11 protein-coding genes are annotated in these 14,666 nt (G+C 45.1%); 10 read left to right on the top strand and 1 reads right to left on the bottom strand.

What is annotated here, in order from left to right; translation table 11 throughout:
• Positions 1 to 20: 20 nt before the first annotated feature.
• The 10 genes from DSL64_RS04965 (at position 21) to DSL64_RS04915 (ending at position 13,863) form a co-directional block, all read left to right on the top strand.
• Positions 21 to 1,022, top strand: a complete 1,002-nt coding sequence (locus tag DSL64_RS04965) for a FecR family protein (protein ID WP_115829532.1) — start codon at positions 21 to 23, stop codon at positions 1,020 to 1,022.
• A gap of 171 nt (positions 1,023 to 1,193) precedes the next feature.
• A complete protein-coding gene (locus DSL64_RS04955; protein WP_115829530.1) occupies positions 1,194 to 4,676 on the top strand; it encodes a TonB-dependent receptor in 3,483 nt (1,160 codons plus the stop codon).
• A gap of 17 nt (positions 4,677 to 4,693) precedes the next feature.
• Positions 4,694 to 6,133, top strand: coding sequence for a RagB/SusD family nutrient uptake outer membrane protein (locus tag DSL64_RS04950; protein ID WP_115829598.1), 1,440 nt, complete (start codon positions 4,694 to 4,696; stop codon positions 6,131 to 6,133).
• 44 nt (positions 6,134 to 6,177) lie between these two features.
• Positions 6,178 to 7,623, top strand: a complete 1,446-nt coding sequence (locus DSL64_RS04945; RefSeq protein WP_115829529.1) for a BNR-4 repeat-containing protein — start codon at positions 6,178 to 6,180, stop codon at positions 7,621 to 7,623.
• A 96-nt stretch (positions 7,624 to 7,719) separates the two neighbouring features.
• Complete coding sequence (locus tag DSL64_RS04940; protein WP_115829528.1) at positions 7,720 to 8,409, top strand: HAD family hydrolase; 690 nt, start codon at positions 7,720 to 7,722, stop codon at positions 8,407 to 8,409.
• 3 nt (positions 8,410 to 8,412) lie between these two features.
• The gene (locus DSL64_RS04935; protein ID WP_115829527.1) at positions 8,413 to 9,039 is read left to right on the top strand and encodes a chloramphenicol acetyltransferase; all 627 of its coding nucleotides are present in this window, start codon (positions 8,413 to 8,415) and stop codon (positions 9,037 to 9,039) included.
• 17 nt (positions 9,040 to 9,056) lie between these two features.
• A complete protein-coding gene (locus tag DSL64_RS04930; protein ID WP_115829526.1) occupies positions 9,057 to 9,860 on the top strand; it encodes an AraC family transcriptional regulator in 804 nt (267 codons plus the stop codon).
• Positions 9,861 to 9,951: 91 nt separating this feature from the next.
• Positions 9,952 to 10,416, top strand: a complete 465-nt coding sequence (locus tag DSL64_RS04925) for a VOC family protein (RefSeq protein ID WP_229216959.1) — start codon at positions 9,952 to 9,954, stop codon at positions 10,414 to 10,416.
• 152 nt (positions 10,417 to 10,568) lie between these two features.
• A complete protein-coding gene (locus DSL64_RS04920; RefSeq protein WP_115829525.1) occupies positions 10,569 to 11,549 on the top strand; it encodes an MBL fold metallo-hydrolase in 981 nt (326 codons plus the stop codon).
• 145 nt (positions 11,550 to 11,694) lie between these two features.
• Complete coding sequence (locus DSL64_RS04915; RefSeq protein ID WP_115829524.1) at positions 11,695 to 13,863, top strand: S9 family peptidase; 2,169 nt, start codon at positions 11,695 to 11,697, stop codon at positions 13,861 to 13,863.
• A 51-nt stretch (positions 13,864 to 13,914) separates the two neighbouring features.
• Here DSL64_RS04915 and DSL64_RS04910 read toward each other — a convergent pair whose 3' ends face one another.
• The gene (locus DSL64_RS04910) at positions 13,915 to 14,598 is read right to left on the bottom strand and encodes a siderophore-interacting protein (protein ID WP_147300337.1); all 684 of its coding nucleotides are present in this window, start codon (positions 14,596 to 14,598) and stop codon (positions 13,915 to 13,917) included.
• Between the last annotated feature and the right edge of the window lie 68 nt (positions 14,599 to 14,666).

Here is a 14,666-nt window from a genome sequence, read left to right as displayed (position 1 = left end):
CATAGAATACTTATACAACAATGAACCATAAAGCGCCTTCATCTGAAATCCTCAAAAGATACCTGTCCAATGAATGCACAGAGGCTGAAAAGGCACTAGTGGATTCCTGGTACCAATCCCTGGATTTGAAATCCGGAGAGACATTCAGTGAATGGGACGAAGAGTTACTTTACCGAAAAATAGAAGAACAGGTTTTTGAAAAAAATACTGTTTCCTACAAAAGGCAAAACTCCATTTCAAGACTGTGGATATATGTAAGTGGCATTGCTGCTGTATTGCTTCTCTCTCTGGGTTATATATTCTACACAAGCCAGACCGGGGACATAAAACAGCTTACTGCCACCATTCAACCTGTCCGGTTCAGTAACACGCAGAAAAAAACTGCGCGTTACCAGCTTCCTGATGAAAGTATTGTTTGGCTGCAACCAGGATCTGTAATTGAGCACCCCAGGAAGTTCAACGCCTCTACACGTGAAATTAACTTCACTGGCGAAGCATTCTTCGATATTACCCGAAATCCCGAAAAACCATTTATTATCCTGACAAACAAGCTTAAAACACAGGTATTAGGTACAAGTTTTAACATCCAGGCCAGAAAAAATGATGAGAAGTATCTGGTGTCTGTCGTGACCGGCAGTGTTTCGGTAAGTGCCTCAGACAACACAAATGAAAGTGAAACCGTGCTGTTAAAACCTCAGCAACAGGCCGTTTTCAGTACCAGCACCAGCGGAATTACACTAAATCAGATAGAGGAGAAAAAAACCGATGCAGAACCATGGCAACCCGTTTCACTTACTTTCGATGATGCCAGCCTTACAGAGATCACAAGCCGGCTGCAGAAAACGTTTCGGGTAAAAATCTCACTCTCCAACCCGGCCATGAAAGGCTGCGTATTGAAGGTTGATTTTGATCGCCAGAACCTGCCGGAAATCCTGGAAATGCTCAACACACTCCTAGGCTCTACTTATGAAATGGAGGGCAATCATATCACCCTGTCCGGAAGCGGATGTAGTGAAAACTAGACTATTCCTAAACCTTTATCAACCCGCCAATTCTGTTTTGCCTATGAAATAAAGCAGCAATATCCATGTCAAAAAAAAATCAGGAGTGGTTGCAACACTCCTGATCAACAACTGACTATACCGCCGGAAGCGGCCGATTTTTCCGATCAATAACCAGTCATTCGTAAAATTATGAAGAAACACCTGTATTCCAAGCATGGAGCACTACTGACAATTATGCGCGTAACCTTTTACCAACTGATGTGTATTTTCTTTTTGTCTGCTATGGCTTATGCACATCATACGCCCGCACAGGAACTACTCAATCGTGGAGTAAGTTTAAAGCTTTCCTCTGTGAGCCTGCGGGAAGCGCTCAATAAAATCGAAACCAACACAAAAGTGCGCTTTGCATATAGCAGCGAACTTCTGAAGACCACAGAACCTGTATCCATAACAGCCAGAAACGAAACCCTGTCATCAGTACTCGACCGCTTGCTTAAGCCGTATGACATCACTTACAGGGTAGTCAACAGCCAGATTCTTTTATCAAGAAGCAAAAAGGAAAACACAGCGCCACAGCCCGCGGAACTTCCTCAGCCCAACGCTCCTGAAACAACAGACCGCGTCATTAAAGGCACTGTAACAAGTAATGACGGCAAAGAAGCGCTACCGGGTGTAAGTGTTGTAGTAAAAGGCTCAAACATTGGTACAACCACCGACATGGAAGGCCAATATGAACTCTCTGTTCCTGAAAGCTCCGCCATTCTGGTTTTCAGCTTTGTGGGTTATATATCCAGGGAAACCCCGGTTGGTAATCTAAGTCAGATAAATGTGATTTTACAGGCCGATATCAAAGCACTCAACGAAGTCGTTGTAGTTGGCTACGGTACCCAGAAAAGAGGAGACATAACCGGTGCAGTCGCCTCTGTCAGTGCGAAAGACATTCAGGGACTTCCCACACCCAGTCTGGATGGTGCGCTGACAGCGAAAATGCCGGGGGTATATGTCGCACAGTCAACAGGTACGCCAGGCGGGGGGCTCAGCGTCCGGGTAAGAGGCACGGGATCAATAGGAGCTGGTAACGAACCTTTATACGTAATAGACGGATTTCCTGTTACTGCGGATTACAGCCAGATGAGTAATCCATTGAAGGCACTCAATCCCAATGATATAGAATCTATTGAAATCCTCAAAGACGCATCTTCAACGGCAATATATGGTTCACGCGGTTCAAACGGTGTTGTGCTCGTTACAACCAAAGGTGGAAAAGCGGGCAAAATGCGCGTGGATATTGATACATACACCGGGATCCAACGCGTAACCAAACACATGGACATGATGAATGCCAGCGAGTTTGCGCAGTATATCAAGGACAGCCGCAACAATGCCTGGGTGGATGTGGGCGGTAATCCCAATGACCCAAACTCTGCACGCTCAGCCATCTATCAAATCCTGCCTGCGCTGCAGAATCCGGAATCTTTGGGGGAAGGAACTGACTGGCAACGCGAGATTTTCAGACAGGCAGCTACTCACAATGTACAGCTGACATTGAGCGGAGGAAATGAAAACATCCGCTACATGACCTCCGGTGGCTACTACAAGCAGGATGGTATTATCTTAAATTCAGGTTTTGAACGCTATTCCTTCCGTGTAAATCTGGAAGCAAATGCTTCGAAGAAATTTAAAATCGGGCTTAATCTTACACCTGCTTATACGATAAGCAACCCCACCAATTCGGAAGGGCACTGGGCTGACGGAGGGATTGTGCTGTCGGCATTAACTATGGCCCCTCATCTGCCTGTTTACAAAGAAGACGGAACTTATACAACCGGACTTGATCTGGGCAATGGTTTCAGCGCCATAGAAAATCCTGTCAAACTGGCGAAGGAACGTGTGAACCGCATGAATGAACTTCGGCTGCTCGGTACTGTATACGGAGAGTATAAAATTCTCAACAACCTGACCTACAAACTGCTTTTGGGAACCGATTTACAAAACTCCGGCACCAAAACCTTCAGACCCTCCACTGTCGGAATAGGTGGAGCACTGCCTCCTGTTATACCATCAGGAAGTAACGAAAACAGAAGTTCTTACAACTGGTTGATCGAACATACGCTTGCCTACACTAAAAGCTGGAACAAACACGATTTTAACATCCTGGGTGGATTTACAGCTCAGAAAGCCCACTCTGATTATGCGCTGATCAATTCTACCAATTTCCCCAATGATCTTGTAGAAACGCTGAATGCAGGGATCGTCTCCTCGGCCACCACTACTGCCACCGAGTGGTCACTACTTTCATTTCTGGCCCGCGCCAATTACAGCTATGCCAGTAAGTACTTGCTAACTGCAACCATTCGTCGCGATGGCTCTTCCCGGTTCGGAGAAAATAACAAATGGGGAACATTTCCTTCGGTATCGGCAGGATGGAGATTGTCCGAAGAGGCATTCATGAAGGATTTGCCTGTCGTGAATGAACTGAAACTTCGCGCCAGCTACGGACATACCGGTAACAATTTCATTGGTAACTACGATCATGTAGGACTAATTGCAAAAAGAAACTATGTCTTCGGAACCGGCAGCCAGACGGTCGTGAACGGACTCGGTCCGAATAGAATCAGCAACCCCAATCTGAGCTGGGAGAAGAATAAGCAGATGGACGTAGGCCTTGAACTAGGTTTGTTCCAGAACAGAATTTTTCTGGTAGCGGATTATTACAGAAAAATCACATCTGACCTGCTGCTGAACGTACCTACTCCCTCTATTACCGGCTATACCAGCGCAAGACAGAATATAGGCAAGATCGAAAACAAGGGCTGGGAATTCGGGCTTACTACCCGTAACATCGACAAGGCTGTGAAGTGGACTACTGATTTCAATATCTCCTTCAACAGAAACAAAGTGCTGTCACTCGGTCCGAGCGGAGAACCTTTATACGGGAACTACCAGCTGACAAGCAGCCATATTACGCAGATCGGCAAACCAATGGGTAATTTCTATGGCTATCAGGCAATAGGCATTTACATGAACCAGGAGCAGGTCGATAACAATCCTAAATTTGCCGATTCAAAACCGGGGCAGCTACGGTTTGCGGATGTCAACAACGATGGCCGGCTTAGTTCAGACGACCGCACGATACTCGGCAATCCTCAACCCGATTTCATATACGGTATGACCAATACTGTATCTTTCAAAGGATTTGATCTGAATGTACTCCTACAGGGAGTTCAGGGCAATGAAATCCTGCATCTGGGAAGACGGTTTTATGCCAACTACGCCGGAACAGCAAACGGTCTGAAAGAAATGACCAATAGCTGGAAATCTGAGCAGGATCCGGGCGACGGCAGAACACCGCGTGTAAACCGCGACCTGAACCGCTATACCAATAGCAATGCAAGTGCCAACATCTCTTCCATTTTTGTTGAAGACGGCTCCTTTCTTCGCATCAGAAACATTGCTCTCGGCTACGCCATTCCTCCGAAGCTTCTTGAAAAAGCAAAGCTCAGAACATTGCGTGTGTATGTAAATCTGCAAAACCCGGTAACCTGGACCAAATACACAGGCTATAATCCTGAGGTGAGCGTACAGGGAGCAGCGCCGCTTGAACCTGGCGTAGACTACGGTGGCTACCCTATTGCCAAAGTTTATACTGTAGGATTTAACCTTGGTTTTTAATCTATAAAATGATCAACATGAAATCATATCGTTATTTACTTTTCATAAGCCTGATACTGTTCAGCTCTTGCAAAGACGGATTTCTCAGCCTTGCGCCAATTTCGGAAACCAATAACCTGAACTTCTACCGTAATGAAGCTGATATGCTCAACGCCGTAAATGCTGCATATGCAAGCCTTCAGTTCGGAGGGGTGTATAACCAAAGTATGTATGCCATCGGAGAAGGTATTTCCGACAATACAGAAATACTGGATGCGCAGAGCGGCATTGATATCTCGCAGCTGGATGCCTTTACGACACTAAGCAATAATGGTATTGTAAGTGAAACATGGAACGACCACTATCGGGGAATACTGGCAGCCAACACAGTTCTGGATCGTATAGGAACTGTTTCGATGAATGAAGCCATGAAGACCCGGTTTTCTGCTGAAGCTAAATTTCTGAGGGCTTTGCTGTATTTTAATCTGGTAAGAATGTACGGGGACGTGCCCTTGCTTTTAAAGGAAACAACCGATGTAACAGAAGGTTATACCTATACCCGAAATCCTGCCTCTGAAGTATATATACAGGTGGAGAAAGACTTTACCGAAGCTGCTCAGGCCTTACCAGCTTCCTACTCGGGTGCGGATGTTGGCCGAGCAACGTCCGGTGCTGCCAAAGGGCTTCTTGCCAAGGTTTATCTTACCCAAAAGAAATGGCAACAAGCAGCTGATAAAACCAAAGAGATCATCGATGCAGGCACTTACGATCTATTGGCTTCGTATGCCGACATTTTCAGGATCAATAACAAGAACCACAAAGAATCCCTGTTTGAAGTGCAGTATAAAAAAGGTGGATTCGGGCTTGGAAGTCCTTTTAACAACCGTTTTGCACCGCGCCTTGCAGGTGTGGTTGTTACCACGATTGGAGCAGGTACAGGCCACAACCTGCCGACAGCCGATATGAACCGGGCTTATGAAGCGCAGGATCTTAGAAAAGATATATCCATCGCCCAGGGCTACACCAGCGGGGGTACGTTTGTGCAATCGCCCTATGTAAGAAAATACATGGATCCGGCACCTTTCGCTGCAAGCGACGCGGACAACAACTGGCCGGTTCTGCGTTATGCCGATGTGCTTCTTATGCGCGCAGAGGCTCTTAATGAGCTTAGTTTTTCTACTTCGGGTGAAGCATTGCTAATCCTGAACAGAATCCGTAAAAGAGCCGGACTCTCAGACAAGACCAGTGAGCAGCTAAACAGTCAGGCAGCCTTCCGGCTTGCCGTAGAACAGGAAAGAAGAGTTGAGCTGGCCTTTGAAAATCACCGTTGGTTTGATCTGCTGCGCACAGACAGAGCTATTGCAGTGATGAATAGCAAGGGTTTCAACATTCAATCCTATCAGTTACTACTTCCGATTCCACTCACACAGATAGAAATCAATCCGTCTCAAATCAAGCAGAACCCTGGTTACAACTAATCACTCTGCATTTCCAAAACTATTCCTAACCCATACTATTTGTAATGAAAGAATATTTGAAGACCGCACTGCTTTTTCTTACCGTATCTGTAGCCCAGGCGCAACAGGTTCATCCTGATGCACAGTATGCGCAGGCAGAATTAATTCAGCAAAAGGCCAATGGTTTTAAGGGTATCTGGTATATGAACCAGCCCAGCAACGATGAATATGTATACAAGTACAGCGGAGGGCTGGCAGTTTATCCTGCCAATCACCGTCCATTTGCAGTCTACGCAAAGAAGGTAAACAAGACATTCTTTGTATTCGGCGGCACCGATGATCAGAATTCCACGCTTTTGCATAATGTATCCTACTATGATCATAAAACAGGAAAGCTTGCAAATCCTGTGATATTACTTGACAAAAAAACAACAGATGCGCATGACAACCCCGTCATTTCAATTGATGACAAGGGACACATCTGGATCTTCTCAACCTCACACGGGATTGCCCGTCCCTCCTATATCCATAAAAGCAAAAAGCCTTTTGATATTGAAGCTTTTGAAACCGTGGCAGCTACAGAGATCGTTGACGGGAAAGAGCAGCCTTTCAATAACTTCTCCTATTTTCAGGTCTACCCGATCAAAGGCAAGGGCTTCATTGCACTTTTTACTAAATACAACAAGTCGAGCCATCGTGTAATCGGGTTCAATACCAGTAAAGATGGGCAGCACTGGAATGAGTGGAAAATATTGGCACATATAGAAGACGGTCATTATCAGGTAAGTGCAGAAGCTGACGGCAAGGTGGGCGTCGCCTTCGACTATCACCCAAAAGGCAAAGGGCTCAATTATAGAACAAACCTGCAATATCTGGAAACCAGCGATTTTGGTAAGACCTGGAAAACAATATCGGGCGAAACTGTACAATTGCCTTTGACTGAAAGTAAAAATCCTGCCGTGGTCCATGACTATGCCAGTGAAAAACTAAATTGTTACCTTTTGGATATGACATTTGACCAAAAGAAAAATCCTGCCATTCTGGTTATTTCCAGTAAAGGGTTTCAGGCTGGGCCAGGTAACGATCCAAGAAACTGGACACTTTACCGCGGTCTGAACAAACAATGGCAATCCGGGATTGTAACCACATCAGACAGCAATTATGATATGGGTTCGGTATATGCCGACTCGGATAACAAAATAAAAGTGATCGGCCCGACCGTAGACGGACCACAGGCGTACAATCCTGGTGGAGAAGTAGCCATGTGGGTATCCGGGGATGGCGGTATCAACTGGAAAAAAGAAAGGCAAATGACTGAAAACAGTGAAATGAACCATTCTTACGTAAGGCGTCCCTCACATGCAAAACCCGATTTCTATAGCATCTGGGCAGACGGGCACGGCCGAAAACCTTCAGAATCGTTTCTGTATTTCTCTAATGACAAAGGGGATGTTTTCAAGCTACCGAGAAATTCTTCGGATGCCATGATCACACCCGAAAAAGTAAACTAGCCATGAAGGCTTCTGTGTAATTCAGTTAAAGAGGATTTTTGTAAGTTTGAATTCCGGGATCATAATTGCCGGGATTCAAACTTTTTTGTTTTTATAATGACTGATATCCAGATTATAGCTTTTGATGCAGACGATACACTTTGGGTGAACGAGCCTTTTTTTCTCGAAACCGAAAATGCATTCTGTGACATGCTTGAAGATTTCCTGCCCTACCATAGCATTTCGCGCGAGCTGCTCACCATTGAAATCAAAAACCTGAAACATTACGGATATGGTGTGAAAGGTTATATACTTTCGATGATTGAGGCGGCTATAACCATCACTGACAGGCGCATCGGAGTGGAAACCATTGAACGGATACTTGCACTTGGCAAGCAGATGTTGGATAAGGATATTGAACTGATTGATGGTGTGGAGGATGTACTCGAAGCACTACATGGAAAGTACCGGCTTGTGATGGCTACAAAAGGCGATTTGCTTGATCAGGAAAGGAAACTGAACAAGTCGGGGCTGGCTAAATATTTTCACCATATTGAAATCGTATCTGAAAAACAGGAGCCTGAATACCGCAAGCTTGTCAAACATCTCGACATACAGCCAGAACAATTTCTGATGGTTGGAAACTCTCTGAAATCTGATATCCTGCCCGTGCTCAACATCGGCGGGCATGGATTTCATGTCCCTTTTCATACCACATGGGAACATGAAAAAGTAGAAGCACATATTGAACACGATAACTTCCGGCAGCTCACAAGCATCCGCGAAGTACTTGATTATATTAACTAACCTATGAAATTACTTGATTTGGATAACTGGCCGCGAAAAGAACATTTTCAGTTTTTCAGCCAGTTTGACGAGCCGTTTTTCGGCGTTTGCGTGGATATTGACTGCACAGTAGCTTACAGAACCGCAAAGGAACAAAACCATTCGTTTTTCCTTCATTATCTGCATAAGTCCCTCACTGCAGTCAATTTGACTGAACCGTTCCGCTACCGGATCAATACTGAAAAACAGATTGTGGTACACGATGTAGTGTCCGCGTCTGCAACCATAGGGCGTGAGAATGGAACTTTCGCATTCAGCTACATGCCTTACCATGCTGATTTCAGTATTTTTAAGCAGGCATGTGATGAAGAAATTGCCAGAATACAAGTTGCTCCGTCCATTTTCCCGGAACATATTGCAGATGATGTGATTCATTATTCATCTTTGCCCTGGCTTAAATTTACATCTATGTCGCACGCACGCAATTTTTCATTTCCTGATAGCGTGCCCAAAATTTCATTTGGGAAAATGACAAAACAGGGTGATAAGTTGACTATGCCCGTCTCCATACACGTGCACCACGCACTCATGGACGGTATACATGTAGGCGAGTATGTGGACACTTTTCAGAGACTGATGAATGAAGTCTGAGATATAAAACCATTGTTGTGAATAAGGAAACGGATCTTCGAAAATTGTACCGGCCGCTGCAGCCATTACTTCTGCCGGCAAGCCAGGTGGCTTATCAGGAAGTGTGCCCCTGCGAACCGGTCAGCCGTTATATTTACTGCTACTGGAGACTTCGGACACAAAGCCCACTGACCGAAAATTTTCAATACCGGATTGTCGCAGACGGATGTATTGATATTTTCTTTGAGCTGAATAATCCGTCGGAGAATTTTGTAATGGGACTTTGTAATAAATATACCGAGTTCAGTATTGGCCACACATTCGATTATGTGGGAATCCGGTTTTTCCCGTCTGCATTTCCCGTACTTTTCCGCACAGATGCTTCGGATCTCACCGACCGCTTTGAGCACCTTGCGAACGTAGCACCGGATACATCGAAGTTTATTGAAAATCAGTTTTCTCATAAAAATACAACAACTGAGATCAGCACCATATTGGACAGTTATTTCAGCAGGCTTATATCCGGCTTAAGCATTCAGCAGGACTGCCGCTTTTACGCTGCCCTGGAAATCATCATGTCTACAAATGGAGCCGTCAATATCGAAACACAGCTCGATACCGGCCTAAGCAGCAGGCAACTACGCAGGTTATTTGATCGCTACATAGGCGACTCTCCCAAAACTTTCAGCAAAATCATTCGTTTTCAAAATGCATTGGAGCAAAAGGTGAATGAGTCTACTGACAGGAATCAAAGCATTCCTACAGAAGACCATTATTATGATCAGGCTCACTTTATTAAAGAATTCAAACATTTCTCAGGCCTGACTCCTTCGGTGATATAGCCATTTCCAAAGTAATTATGTCCGATTTTTACAATCGTGGCACTGTTGACCTTCGCAACTTTGCAGAGTCAACCATCAGCCTTATTGTAACATGAAATACATACTTTCTCTTTTTCTGATTGTGGGCACAGCTGCTCATAGTTTTTCTCAGTCACCCGATAAAACCATTCGTAAGATGAAACTAAACGCAGGAATTGTAACCGGAAAATTAGCCGAGACCAAAGAGTTTTATACGTCAGTTCTTCATTTCGGCATCACATTCGAAAATGACTTTTATTTGTTGCTGCACACGCCCGATAAGAGCTCTGAGATCAGTTTTCTTTTACCTGAACACGCTTCACAGCAACCTCTATTCCACGCTCCCTTTGCAGGAAAGGGCATGTACCTGACTATAGAGGTAGAAAACGTAGATGAACTACATGAAGAACTGAAAAAGAAAGGCGTTGAAATCAGAATCGACATGCGGGACGAGCCCTGGGGAGACAGGCATTTTGCGATTTCTGATCCCAATGGCATTGCAATAGACATCGTCAGATATGCTCCATCCCCGAACTAAGATCCGGATATATTTATACAGCAGGATTTCATCCGCGAAATCCTGCTGTGTTTTTTAGAATTGAGATTTTTAACGAGCTTTAAGGGAGATACAGTGGAGGCCCGGACGCCCACGCTGTAAAAACTATTGTTCATTCAGTCCCTTAGCCGCCAATGCCTTTCATATCCAACCCTGATCTACCATATGTACCCCTTCCTTTTGACTGGGAGGGCACACCTGTTAATGAAAAAGGCCGATTTTTAAATCAGGAATTTCCTTTCAACGATTCTTTAAAACTTCTGTTTAAATGGCAATTGCAGAAAAATCCTCAAAAGGTCGAAAAGCAAAATGACAAGTGGAGACTGAACCAGGCGGAACATTGCGATTTTTTGAAGCATGACAAAGATGTATGCGTATGGCTTGGACATGCGTCTTTCTTTATACGGTTGAGCGGAATCACCATGCTGATTGATCCATTATTCTTTGACAGCCGCTTTCTTCGCCGGCTAAGTCCGTTACCTGTAGCGCCTGAGGATTTCCGCCAACTGGATTATATTCTTATTTCTCATGATCACCGCGATCATTGCGACGAAAAAACCATACGTTTTTTAGCAGAAAATAATCCTGACACGACTTGGTTGTCGGGGCTCAATATGGAAAAGCTGCTTTTCTCTTTCACAAAAAGTAGCAGGATTCAGCAAGCCGGATGGTATCAGCAATACAATACACAACCTGAATTAAAAATTACTTACATGCCTTCCAGACATTGGGGTAGACGTCTGATCGGAGATACAAACCTCCGGCTCTGGGGTGGGTTCATGATTCAGTGCGCAGGCAAAACCATTTATTTCTGTGGAGACTCCGGTTATGGCAGTCATTTCAAAACGGCCGGACAAATTTTTCATGAAATAGATTATTGTCTGGTAGGCATAGGCGCATACAAGCCCGAATTCATCATGGCACAGAGTCATACTTCTCCTGCGGATGCTTTCAGGGCTTTTCAGGATACGGGTGCCAGTTACATGATTCCGATGCACTATGGCACTTTTGATCTGGCTGATGAGCCTATCGGAGACCCGCTGAGGGTACTGAAACATCTTGATAAAACTAAGGGTAAAGTCAAATATCCGGATGTAGGCGTTTCCTTTCTTTAGTCCATCCATGCACTTGGCGGGGCTCAACAGCAAAACGCTTTATCAAATCCTTGTTTACTTATCCCGGAGAGTTTTGTAAGCTGTTTTTACTAAATTGAAGGATTGTCATCATGATTTAATCCTAAAACTACTTTTTCATAAACGCATGAAGAAATTATATGTTTTTTTTCTGTTAACTACTCTGAGCTTCTCTACGAGAGCGCAGTCCAAAGAAAAAATCAAAGCAAGTGACCTTACCAAAATCAAACAGGTCGGCAATGTGGCCATAGCACCAGGTGAAAAGCGCGCTGTATACACCCTGCTCACCACGGAACCCCAGGCTGATACGCCATTCGAGTATGAATACCGTACGCATCTTTATCTGGTGGATCTGGATAATAAAAATGAACCCGTGGCCCTAACGCGTGGAAGCGAAAGTGCTTCCCAACCAGACTGGTCTCCTGACGGTAGCAAGCTCGTTTTTGTCAGAAAAGTGAAGGAAAAAAATCAGCTTTTTATTCTTCCCATTAACGGTGGTGAAGCATGGCAATTGACAAGTTTGCCTTATGGGGCTGGCAACCCGAAATGGTCTGCCGACGGAAGCAGGATTCTTTTTTCAGCAGGTTTATCATTGCAGGAAATATTGAAGGACTCCGTCTTGAATCCGACAGGTAAAGTCCCTGTCTGGTCCTTGGAAAAACCAGGCTTTTCGGACAATAATTTTATCAAACCAGCCAAAGACACCAAACCTAACCCTGACGGTTCCATAGAAGAAATCAGGGCATATCTGAATAAAGATATCGAAGACAAAAAAGCCAAGGTGATCAACAGGCTTAACTTTCAGGGCGAATCTACGACTCAGCCTGAACTAAGTTTCTCTCACCTTTATACAGTAGAAGTAAAAGAAGGTGCCAGGCCAAAACCTGTAACACGGGGTTTTTACAGCTATACCCAGGCCAGCTGGACGCCCGATGGCAAAATCATCATGGTAACACAAGGCGACAGTCTGCAACATCCTGACCGCAGCAAAACCAGCCGTATTATACGCACCAATGCTGACGGCAGTGCTCCGGTAACACTGTTGAGTGATCCCAACTATAGCTTCAGTCAGCCGACTATTTCCAAAGACAACAGATATCTGGCCTATATCACTTCCGCTGCTGCTCTTAAACCGGCTACACTGGATCAGGGACATATAGGTGTGCTTACTTTGGGCTCGGAAGCACGTCCTTACGTTTCGGCCTTTGATCGCAGTGCCGCTAACCTCACCTGGTCACCCGACAGTAAGTCGTTGTATTTCACTGCAGCTTCGAATGGTGGATTTCCAGTGTACCGTATGAATGTGGTAAGCAAAAGAATCAACCAGCTTACTGGTTATAATATTGGCATCAACAGCTTCGATGTAGCATCCAATTTGGTAATTTTCTCAAAAACCGAAGTGGCAAATCCAAGCGAATTATACACGGCAGATGCAAGTTTTCAGACTGAAACAAAAAGAAGCAATCACAATACCGAATGGTTGAAAGGGAAACTACTCAGTTATCCGGAGAAAAGAACTCTGACCAACACCAAAGGGCAGACGATTGAATATTGGGTGATGAAGCCATCACAAACCGAAGCGGGTAAAAAATATCCTCTGCTTGTACAAATGCACGGTGGACCAACGGCCATGTGGGGACCTGGCGAAATTTCGATGTGGCATGAATTCCAGTTTTTCTGCTCACAGGGATATGGAGTGGTTTACGCCAACCCGCGCGGCTCGGGAGGTTACGGTCTTGATTTCATGAAAGCCAACTTCCAGGACTGGGGCACGGGTCCAGCTTCGGATGTACTGGCTGCGGCCTCGGATGCAGCAAAGGAATCATGGGCCGATACTGCACGACAGGTCATTACGGGAGGGTCATATGCCGGCTATCTTACCGCCTGGATTGTAGGGCACGACAACCGGTTTAAAGCAGCACACGCTCAACGCGGTGTTTATGAACTGACTACTTTTATGGGAGAAGGCAATGCCTGGAATCTGGTTCCGAACTACTTCGGCGGTTACCCATGGCAAAACGAGATTAAGAAAATCATGGATGCCAATTCTCCTCAGTCATTTGTTGAGCATATCCATACACCGCTGCTGATCAAACACGGCGAAAATGATTTGAGAACCGGCGTGATCCAAAGCGAGCTTTTGTACAAAAGCCTGAAGATTCTGGGAAGGGATGTGGAGTATGTAAGAATGCCAGGCGGAACTCATGAGCTGAGCCGTACAGGTAATCCTCGCCAGCGTATAGATAGAACACTTCGTATTTATGAGTTTTTTGAGAGGTACGTAGGAGAGAAATAGGTTTATTCTGAATGAGTACGACAAGGCCGGCATACACCGGCCTTGTTGCATTTATGACCAAAATCCCTGTACCCTCACACTGTTGGGCTGGTCCTTACGCTTTTTTAATTCCTTTCTGAGCTGAATCCCTGTCGGAATATGTCCTGCTATGAAAACTTCGGTATTGGTCAGGTCTATATCCTGAGTCCACTGTAGCAGGGATGCCAGGCCACCCGCATCATTCTTTTTCACTGCTTTGACATTCCACCTGAATGTAGACTCAAATTCGGCCATATCTTCCTCGTCTACCGCAATAGCTCCTGAAATTGATTGTCCGGCGGCCAGTTGTTGCAAAGCCAGATAATGTCCGAGTGCACTCATATCCCCCAATACAATCATTTTGCCCGATAGCGGTTTGTGAAATGTGTTGCTCACCCCTACGTAAGTTATCGGATCTCCCACTTGCAGTGAGCTTGCCCATGTGCTGCCCGGACCATTGTGCATCGTATCCACATAGAGTGTGCAGGTATGGGTTTCGTTGTCCCATCCTGCGGGTGTATAATCGCGGTAAACACCCTCTCCTACTTTTATCTTGGCGTGTTGTACTTTCTCCCAGCCCGACATCACCATTTCCGGAAAATGCACATCTATCTCCACGAAGCCAGCCGACTCCCAGGCCCTTACTGCAAGTACTCTGCCACTTTTCCCAAATGCATTTTCTATTAAACTCAGTGCCTTTTGTTTTATAATATTCATACGATAAGTTGTTTTTTCAAATCGCTCTGAATCAACTGCTCTACAATCCGCAGACAAACCGATCAGTT

Origin of the sequence: Dyadobacter luteus, assembly GCF_003383615.1 — a bacterium.
Classification (GTDB): domain Bacteria; phylum Bacteroidota; class Bacteroidia; order Cytophagales; family Spirosomataceae; genus Dyadobacter; species Dyadobacter luteus.
Note: the sequence above shows the minus strand (reverse complement) of the source record. Positions and strands in the feature narration are given on the sequence as shown.

Coding starts and splice junctions, on each gene's coding strand:
- DSL64_RS04965 (WP_115829532.1), top strand. CDS start 21: ATGAACCATAAAGCGCCTTCATCTGAAATCCTCAAAAGATACCTGTCC.
- DSL64_RS04955 (WP_115829530.1), top strand. CDS start 1,194: ATGAAGAAACACCTGTATTCCAAGCATGGAGCACTACTGACAATTATG.
- DSL64_RS04950 (WP_115829598.1), top strand. CDS start 4,694: ATGAAATCATATCGTTATTTACTTTTCATAAGCCTGATACTGTTCAGC.
- DSL64_RS04945 (WP_115829529.1), top strand. CDS start 6,178: ATGAAAGAATATTTGAAGACCGCACTGCTTTTTCTTACCGTATCTGTA.
- DSL64_RS04940 (WP_115829528.1), top strand. CDS start 7,720: ATGACTGATATCCAGATTATAGCTTTTGATGCAGACGATACACTTTGG.
- DSL64_RS04935 (WP_115829527.1), top strand. CDS start 8,413: ATGAAATTACTTGATTTGGATAACTGGCCGCGAAAAGAACATTTTCAG.
- DSL64_RS04925 (WP_229216959.1), top strand. CDS start 9,952: ATGAAATACATACTTTCTCTTTTTCTGATTGTGGGCACAGCTGCTCAT.
- DSL64_RS04920 (WP_115829525.1), top strand. CDS start 10,569: ATGCCTTTCATATCCAACCCTGATCTACCATATGTACCCCTTCCTTTT.
- DSL64_RS04915 (WP_115829524.1), top strand. CDS start 11,695: ATGAAGAAATTATATGTTTTTTTTCTGTTAACTACTCTGAGCTTCTCT.
- DSL64_RS04910 (WP_147300337.1), bottom strand. CDS start 14,598: ATGAATATTATAAAACAAAAGGCACTGAGTTTAATAGAAAATGCATTT.